We start from the raw sequence: 7,645 nt of genomic DNA on the forward strand, positions 1-7,645 counted from the left end.
ATGAAAGATCTTCTCAATCTCTTCAAGCAGCAGGGCCAGGTGGAGGAGTTCGACGCCATCCGGATCGCGCTGGCATCGCCGGAGATGATCCGGTCCTGGTCGTTCGGCGAGGTGAAGAAGCCGGAGACCATCAATTACCGCACTTTCAAGCCGGAGCGGGATGGCCTGTTCTGCGCCAAGATCTTTGGTCCCATCAAGGACTACGAGTGCCTGTGCGGCAAGTACAAGCGCCTCAAGCACCGCGGCGTGGTGTGCGAGAAGTGCGGCGTGGAAGTGACCCAGACCAAAGTGCGCCGCGAGCGCATGGGCCACATCGAGCTGGCCAGCCCGGTGGCGCATATCTGGTTCCTCAAGAGCCTGCCCTCCCGCATCGGTCTGCTCATGGACATGACCCTGCGCGATATCGAGCGGGTGCTGTACTTCGAGGCCTTTGTGGTGGTGGATCCGGGGATGACCACCCTGGAGCGCAATCAGCTGCTCAGCGATGAGCAGTACCTGGAGGCCATCGAGGAGCATGGCGATGAGTTCGACGCCCGCATGGGCGCCGAGGCCGTGTTCGAGCTGCTGCGTTCCATCGACCTGCAGGCCGAGGCCACCCGCATGCGCACGGAAGTGCGCGAGACCAACTCCGACACCAAGATCAAGCGTCTGGCCAAGCGCCTGAAGCTGATCGAGTCGTTCCTGGAGTCGGGCAACAAGCCGGAGTGGATGATCCTGGAAGTGCTGCCGGTGCTGCCGCCGGATCTGCGCCCCCTGGTGCCCCTGGATGGTGGCCGCTTCGCCACTTCCGACCTGAACGATCTGTACCGCCGGGTGATCAACCGCAACAACCGCCTCAAGCGGCTGCTGGAACTGAACGCCCCGGACATCATCGTGCGCAACGAAAAGCGCATGCTGCAGGAGTCCGTGGACGCGCTGCTGGACAACGGCCGTCGCGGTCGGGCCATCACCGGCACCAACAAGCGCCCGCTGAAGTCCCTGGCCGACATGATCAAGGGCAAGCAGGGCCGTTTCCGGCAGAACCTGCTGGGCAAGCGCGTGGACTACTCGGGCCGTTCGGTCATCGTGGTGGGTCCCACCCTGCGCCTGCACCAGTGCGGTCTGCCCAAGAAGATGGCCCTGGAGCTGTTCAAGCCCTTCATCTTCGGCAAGCTGCACCGTCGCGGTCTGGCCACCACCATCAAGGCGGCCAAGAAGCTGGTGGAGCGGGAAGGTCCGGAGGTCTGGGATATCCTGGATGAGGTGATCCGCGAACACCCGGTCATGCTCAACCGGGCGCCCACGCTGCACCGTCTGGGCATCCAGGCGTTTGAGCCGGTGCTCATCGAGGGCAAGGCCATCCAGCTGCACCCGCTGGTGTGTGCCGCCTTCAACGCCGACTTCGATGGCGACCAGATGGCCGTGCACGTGCCCCTGTCGCTGGAGGCGCAGCTGGAAGCCCGCGCCCTGATGATGTCCACCAACAACATCCTGTCCCCGGCCAATGGCGAGCCCATCATCGTGCCGTCCCAGGACATCGTGCTGGGCCTGTATTACATGTCCCGCGAGCGCATCAACGCCAAGGGCGAGGGCATGCGCTTCTCCGACGTGGACGAGGTGCATCGCGCCTATGAGAACGGCTGCGTGGACATTCACGCCAGGGTGCAGGTGCGTATCCGCGAGGTGACGGTCAACGAGGCCGGTGAACATGAGGAATCCTTGACCCGCTATGACACCACCGTGGGTCGGTCCTTGCTATCGCTGATCCTGCCCCCGGGCATGCCCTTCGAACTGGTGAACCGTGACCTGTCCAAGAAAGCCATCTCGGGCCTGATCAACGCCTGCTACCGTCGTGTGGGGCTGAAGGAAACGGTGATCTTCGCTGACCAGCTGATGTACACCGGCTTCAAGTACTCCACCCGGGGCGGCGTATCGTTCGGTATCAACGACATGGTCATCCCCGATGAGAAGGTGGGGATCCTGGCCGCGGCCGAGGCCCAGGTGAAGGACATCGAGGAGCAGTATTCCTCGGGTCTGGTGACCAAGGGTGAGCGCTACAACAAGGTGGTGGATATCTGGTCGCACACCAACGATCAGGTTTCCAAGGCCATGATGGAAAAACTGGGCAGCGACGAGGTGGTGGATGCCGAGGGCAACACCCAGCGTCAGCCCTCGTTCAACTCCATCTTCATGATGGCCGATTCCGGCGCACGTGGTTCCGCCGCCCAGATCCGTCAGCTGGCGGGGATGCGTGGCCTGATGGCCAAGCCGGACGGTTCCATCATCGAGACACCCATCACGGCGAACTTCCGTGAGGGGCTGAACGTGCTGCAGTACTTCATCTCCACCCACGGTGCACGTAAGGGTCTGGCGGACACCGCACTCAAGACCGCCAACTCCGGTTATCTGACCCGCCGCCTGGTGGACGTCTCTCAGGACCTGGTGGTCACGGAGGAGGACTGCGGTACCGAAGAGGGTATCGTCATGAAGCCCATCATCGAAGGGGGTGATGTGGTCGAGCCGCTGCGCGAGCGGGTGCTGGGGCGCGTTACGGCCCTGGACGTGCTGGCCCTGGATGGGTCGGTGATCATGCCCCGGGGTACGCTGCTGGACGAGGCCCGGGTGGATGCCATGGAGGCGGCCGGCGTGGACGAGGTGGTGGTGCGTTCCGCCATCACCTGCGAGACCCGTCACGGGATTTGTGCCAAGTGCTACGGACGTGATCTGGCCCGCGGTCATCAGGTGAACATCGGCGAGGCGGTGGGGGTCATTGCGGCCCAGTCCATCGGTGAGCCGGGCACCCAGTTGACCATGCGTACCTTCCACATCGGGGGTGCCGCCAGCCGGACCGCTGCGGCCAGCAACATCGCCGTGAAGTCCAAGGGCTCCATCCGTCTGCACAACATCAAGACGGTGGAAAACAAGAACCAGAACCTGGTCGCAGTATCCCGTTCCGGTGAGATCGGCGTGATCGATGAGGCCGGTCGTGAGCGCGAGCGCTACAAGCTGCCCTATGGTGCCGTGATTCTGGTAGGGGATGGCGAAGCGGTCGAGGCGGGTCAGGAAGTGGCCACCTGGGACCCCCATACCCACCCGATCATCACCGAGGTGGCCGGTACCATCCGCTTGCATGAGTTCACGGAGGGTGTGACGGTCAACAAGCAGGTGGACGAGGTGACCGGTCTGACCTCCACGGTGATCATTGATCCCAAGTCCCGGGGCTCTGCCGGCAAGGACCTGAGGCCTACCGTGAAGCTGGTGGGGCCCGACGGCCGGGATCTGTGCCTGGCGGGCACGGATATCCCCGCGCAGTATGTGCTGCCGGCCAATTCCATCGTGAACCTGGAGGATGGTGCCGCGGTGGAAGTGGGCGACGTGGTGGCACGTATTCCGCAGGAGTCCTCCAAGACCCGTGACATCACCGGTGGTCTGCCCCGGGTGGCCGACCTCTTTGAGGCCAGAAAGCCCAAGGAGCCAGCCATCCTGGCAGAGCGCTCCGGTACTGTCAGCTTCGGCAAGGACACCAAGGGCAAGCAGCGCCTGATCATCACCGAGGAGAAGACCGGTGAGAACCATGAGGAGCTGATTCCCAAGTGGCGTCAGGTGAGCGTGTTCGAGGGTGAGCATGTGGAGAAAGGGGAAGTGATCGCCGAGGGCGAACCCAATCCTCACGACATCCTGCGCCTGCTGGGCGTCACGCCTTTGGCCGAGTACATGGCCAAGGAGATCCAGGACGTGTACCGCCTGCAGGGCGTGAAGATCAACGACAAGCACATCGAGGTGATCATCCGCCAGATGCTGCGCAAGGTGGACATCACCTATCCTGGCGATGGGCGTTTCCTCACCGGCGAGCAGGTGGACCGTTCCCGGGTGCTGGAAGAGGTCGAGCGTCTGGGCCCCGACAAGCAGGCGCCGCTCTACGAGCGCGTGCTGCTGGGAATTACCAAGGCCTCGCTGGTGACGGAGTCCTTCATCTCCGCAGCCTCCTTCCAGGAGACCACGCGCGTGCTGACCGAGTCCGCCGTGCGCGGTGCGCGGGACGACTTGCGTGGCTTGAAGGAAAACGTCATCGTCGGTCGTCTGATCCCGGCGGGATCGGGGCTGGCGTATCACAAGGAACGCCGTCGCCGTCGCTACGGTGAAGGGCTGAACCTGGGGATGCCTTCGCCCAGCGAAGCCCCGGAGGAGACGCCGGCCGATCCGGAGGCCAGCACCTCGGAGACGGATCAGAATCCGCCGTCTTCCAGTGATCAGCCGTCGCAGGAATAACCACCAATCCCACGGACTCAAGTCCCCTGCTTGACAGGGGCCTTGAGTCTGCCTAACATATCGCACCCTCGACAGGCCGGTTGGGTCCGGCCTGTCGTTGTTTTTGGGCTAGGAGAAAAGCTTTCATGGCAACAATTAACCAGTTAGTGCGCAAGCCCCGCAAGCGCCCGACGGAAAAGAGCAATGTGCCGGCCCTTGAGGCCTGTCCGCAGAAGCGTGGTGTCTGCACCCGCGTGTACACCACGACGCCGAAAAAGCCGAACTCTGCGTTGCGTAAGGTGGCTCGTGTGCGCCTGACCAATGGTTACGAAGTGTCCAGCTATATCGGCGGTGAAGGCCATAACCTCCAGGAGCACTCCGTGGTGCTGATCCGCGGCGGTCGTGTGAAGGACTTGCCCGGTGTGCGTTATCACACGGTTCGCGGCAGCCTGGATACCCAGGGTGTGCAAAATCGGAAGCAGGCTCGCTCCAAGTACGGCGCGAAGCGTCCCAAGAAGGCCTAAGCGGCCTGTTGAGATAAGACCATGTCAAGAAGATCCGAAGCTCCCAAACGTCATATCCTTCCCGACCCCAAGTACAAGAGCGAACTGCTTGCCAAGTTCATCAATACGGTGATGCGTGATGGCAAGAAGTCCGTGGCTGAGCGGGTTCTGTATGGCGCCCTGACTCAGATTGAAAGCAAGAAAGGCGATGGCCTGGAAGTGCTCGAGACGGCGCTCGATAACGTGCGCCCCCGCGTCGAGGTGAAGTCCCGTCGTGTAGGTGGCGCAACCTACCAGGTCCCGGTTGAAGTTCGTGCGGTTCGCCAGAACGCCCTGGCCATGCGCTGGATCGTGGATGCCTCCCGCAAGCGCGGTGAGAAGTCCATGGCCCTGAAGCTGGCGGGTGAATTGATGGATGCGTCCGACAGCAAGGGCTCGGCCGTCAAGAAGCGTGAAGACACGCACCGCATGGCTGAAGCCAACAAGGCCTTCTCGCATTACCGCTGGTAAGACGGCGGCATAGGCAATAGATTCTTCGAGGTATTTCTACAGTGGCACGCAAAACTCCCATCGAGCGCTACCGCAATATCGGTATCATGGCGCACATCGACGCCGGCAAGACGACCACCACGGAGCGGATTCTGTTCTATACCGGTGTGTCCCATAAGCTCGGTGAGGTGCACGACGGTGCCGCCACCATGGACTGGATGGAGCAGGAGCAGGAGCGTGGTATCACCATCACCTCTGCGGCGACCACCTGCTTCTGGCCGGGTATGGAAAAGCAGTTCCCGGAGCATCGCATCAATATCATCGATACCCCCGGGCACGTGGACTTCACGATTGAAGTGGAGCGGAGTCTGCGTGTGCTGGACGGCGCCTGCGCCGTGTTCTGTGCCGTGGGTGGTGTGGAGCCCCAGTCCGAGACCGTGTGGCGCCAGGCCAACAAGTACCAGGTACCGCGCATGGCGTTCGTCAACAAGATGGACCGCCCCGGTGCCGACTTCCTGCGCGTGGTGAAGCAGATCAAGGATCGCCTGGCCGGCAATCCCGTGCCGCTGCAGCTCCCTATCGGTGCCGAGGATGCCTTTGAAGGTGTGGTGGACCTGGTCAAGATGAAGGCCATCTACTGGGACACGGATAACCATGGCATGACCTTCCAGGAAAAGGACATTCCCGCCGAGATGCAGGACGACTGCCAGACCTGGCGCGAGCATCTGGTGGAAGCAGCGGCTGAGTCCTCCGAAGAGCTGATGGAGAAGTATCTCAACGATGGCGAGCTGAGCACCGAGGAGCTCAAGCAGGGTTTGCGCAAGCGCACCCTGAACAACGAAATCGTGCCCGCCCTGTGTGGTTCTGCCTTCAAGAACAAGGGCGTGCAGGCCATGCTGGATGCCATCGTGGAATACATGCCGTCGCCGACGGACGTGCTGGCCATCAAGGGTCACCTGGATGATGCCAACGAGACCGAGGCCCTGCGTCATTCCACCGACGATGAGCCCTTTGCCGCTCTGGCGTTCAAGATTGCCACCGACCCGTTTGTGGGTACGTTGACCTTCTTCCGGGTGTACTCCGGTGTGGTGCAGTCCGGTGACACCGTGTACAACCCCGTGAAGGGCAAGCGCGAGCGCATTGGTCGTATCGTGCAGATGCACTCCAACTCCCGCGAGGAGATCAAGGAAGTGCGTGCCGGTGACATCGCTGCGGCCGTGGGCCTGAAGGATGTAACCACGGGTGAAACCCTGTGCGCCATGGACAGCGTCATCACGCTGGAGCGCATGGAATTCCCCGAGCCTGTGATCTCGGTGGCCGTGGAGCCCAAGACCAAGGCAGACCAGGAGAAGATGGGCGTGGCCCTGGGCAAGCTGGCTCAGGAGGACCCGTCCTTCCGCGTGCGGACTGACGAGGAATCCGGTCAGACCATCATCTCCGGAATGGGCGAGCTGCACCTGGACATCATCGTTGACCGCATGAAGCGTGAGTTCAAGGTTGAGGCCAATGTGGGCAAGCCGCAGGTGGCCTACCGCGAAACCATTCGCAAGCAGGTGGAGCAGGAAGGCAAGTTCGTTCGCCAGTCAGGTGGTCGCGGTCAGTACGGCCATGTCTGGATCCGCATTGAGCCTCAGGAGCCCGGCGAAGGTTATGCCTTTGTGAACGCCATCGTGGGTGGCGTGGTGCCCAAGGAATATATCCCGGCAGTGGATAAGGGAATCCAGGAGGCCTGCAAGAACGGTGTCGTGGGTGGCTTCCCGCTGGTGGACTTCAAGGCGACGCTGTTTGATGGTTCCTACCACGACGTGGACTCCTCCGAGTCCGCGTTCAAGATCGCCGGCTCCATGGCGTTCAAGGAAGGTGCTGCCAAGGCGAATCCCGTGCTGCTCGAGCCGATGATGAAGGTGGAAGTGGTGACGCCGGAAGAGTACATGGGCGATGTGATGGGCGACCTGAACCGTCGTCGTGGTCTGGTGCAGGGCATGGATGATGCCCCCGCCGGCAAGATCGTGCGTGCTGAGGTGCCACTGGCCGAAATGTTCGGTTATTCCACCGATCTGCGTTCCGCCACTCAGGGCCGCGCCGTGTACTCGATGGAGTTCTGCAAGTACGCGGAAGCGCCTGCCAGCGTGGCTGAAGCCGTCATCAAGAAGGCGTCCTGATCCAGGGCCATTGTGGCCCAGCCAGATTTGAATTCTTTGAAGGGGTAGAAAGGTGTCGAAGGAAAAGTTCGAGCGTAAAAAGCCGCACGTGAATGTGGGGACGATTGGTCACGTTGACCATGGCAAGACCACGCTGACGGCAGCACTGACGGTGTGCCAGGCCAAGAAGTTTGGTGGTGAGTCCCGTGCTTACGACCAGATTGATAATGCCCCGGAAGAGCGGGCCCGTGGTATCACCATTGCGACGGCACACGTGGAATACGA

Annotated in this window: 5 protein-coding genes; all 5 read left to right on the plus strand. The window is 61.9% G+C overall.

The genetic code is table 11. The features are described from left to right. Positions 1–4,248: a DNA-directed RNA polymerase subunit beta' gene (gene rpoC, locus ECTHA_RS0108595; RefSeq protein WP_025282231.1), complete on the plus strand. Its 4,248-nt coding sequence runs from the start codon at positions 1–3 to the stop codon at positions 4,246–4,248. A 125-nt stretch (positions 4,249–4,373) separates the two neighbouring features. Further along, positions 4,374–4,751: a 30S ribosomal protein S12 gene (gene rpsL, locus ECTHA_RS0108600; protein ID WP_008933192.1), complete on the plus strand. Its 378-nt coding sequence runs from the start codon at positions 4,374–4,376 to the stop codon at positions 4,749–4,751. Positions 4,752–4,772: 21 nt separating this feature from the next. Further along, positions 4,773–5,240, plus strand: coding sequence for a 30S ribosomal protein S7 (gene rpsG / locus ECTHA_RS0108605; protein WP_025282230.1), 468 nt, complete (start codon positions 4,773–4,775; stop codon positions 5,238–5,240). A 41-nt stretch (positions 5,241–5,281) separates the two neighbouring features. Then, positions 5,282–7,381: an elongation factor G gene (gene fusA / locus ECTHA_RS0108610; RefSeq protein WP_025282229.1), complete on the plus strand. Its 2,100-nt coding sequence runs from the start codon at positions 5,282–5,284 to the stop codon at positions 7,379–7,381. A 52-nt stretch (positions 7,382–7,433) separates the two neighbouring features. Beyond that, positions 7,434–7,645: GTP-binding protein (locus ECTHA_RS19500; protein WP_244875623.1), on the plus strand; the 212-nt coding region annotated here is incomplete at its 3' end.

The organism is Ectothiorhodospira haloalkaliphila ATCC 51935, from assembly GCF_000633935.1.
Lineage (GTDB): Bacteria > Pseudomonadota > Gammaproteobacteria > Ectothiorhodospirales > Ectothiorhodospiraceae > Ectothiorhodospira > Ectothiorhodospira haloalkaliphila.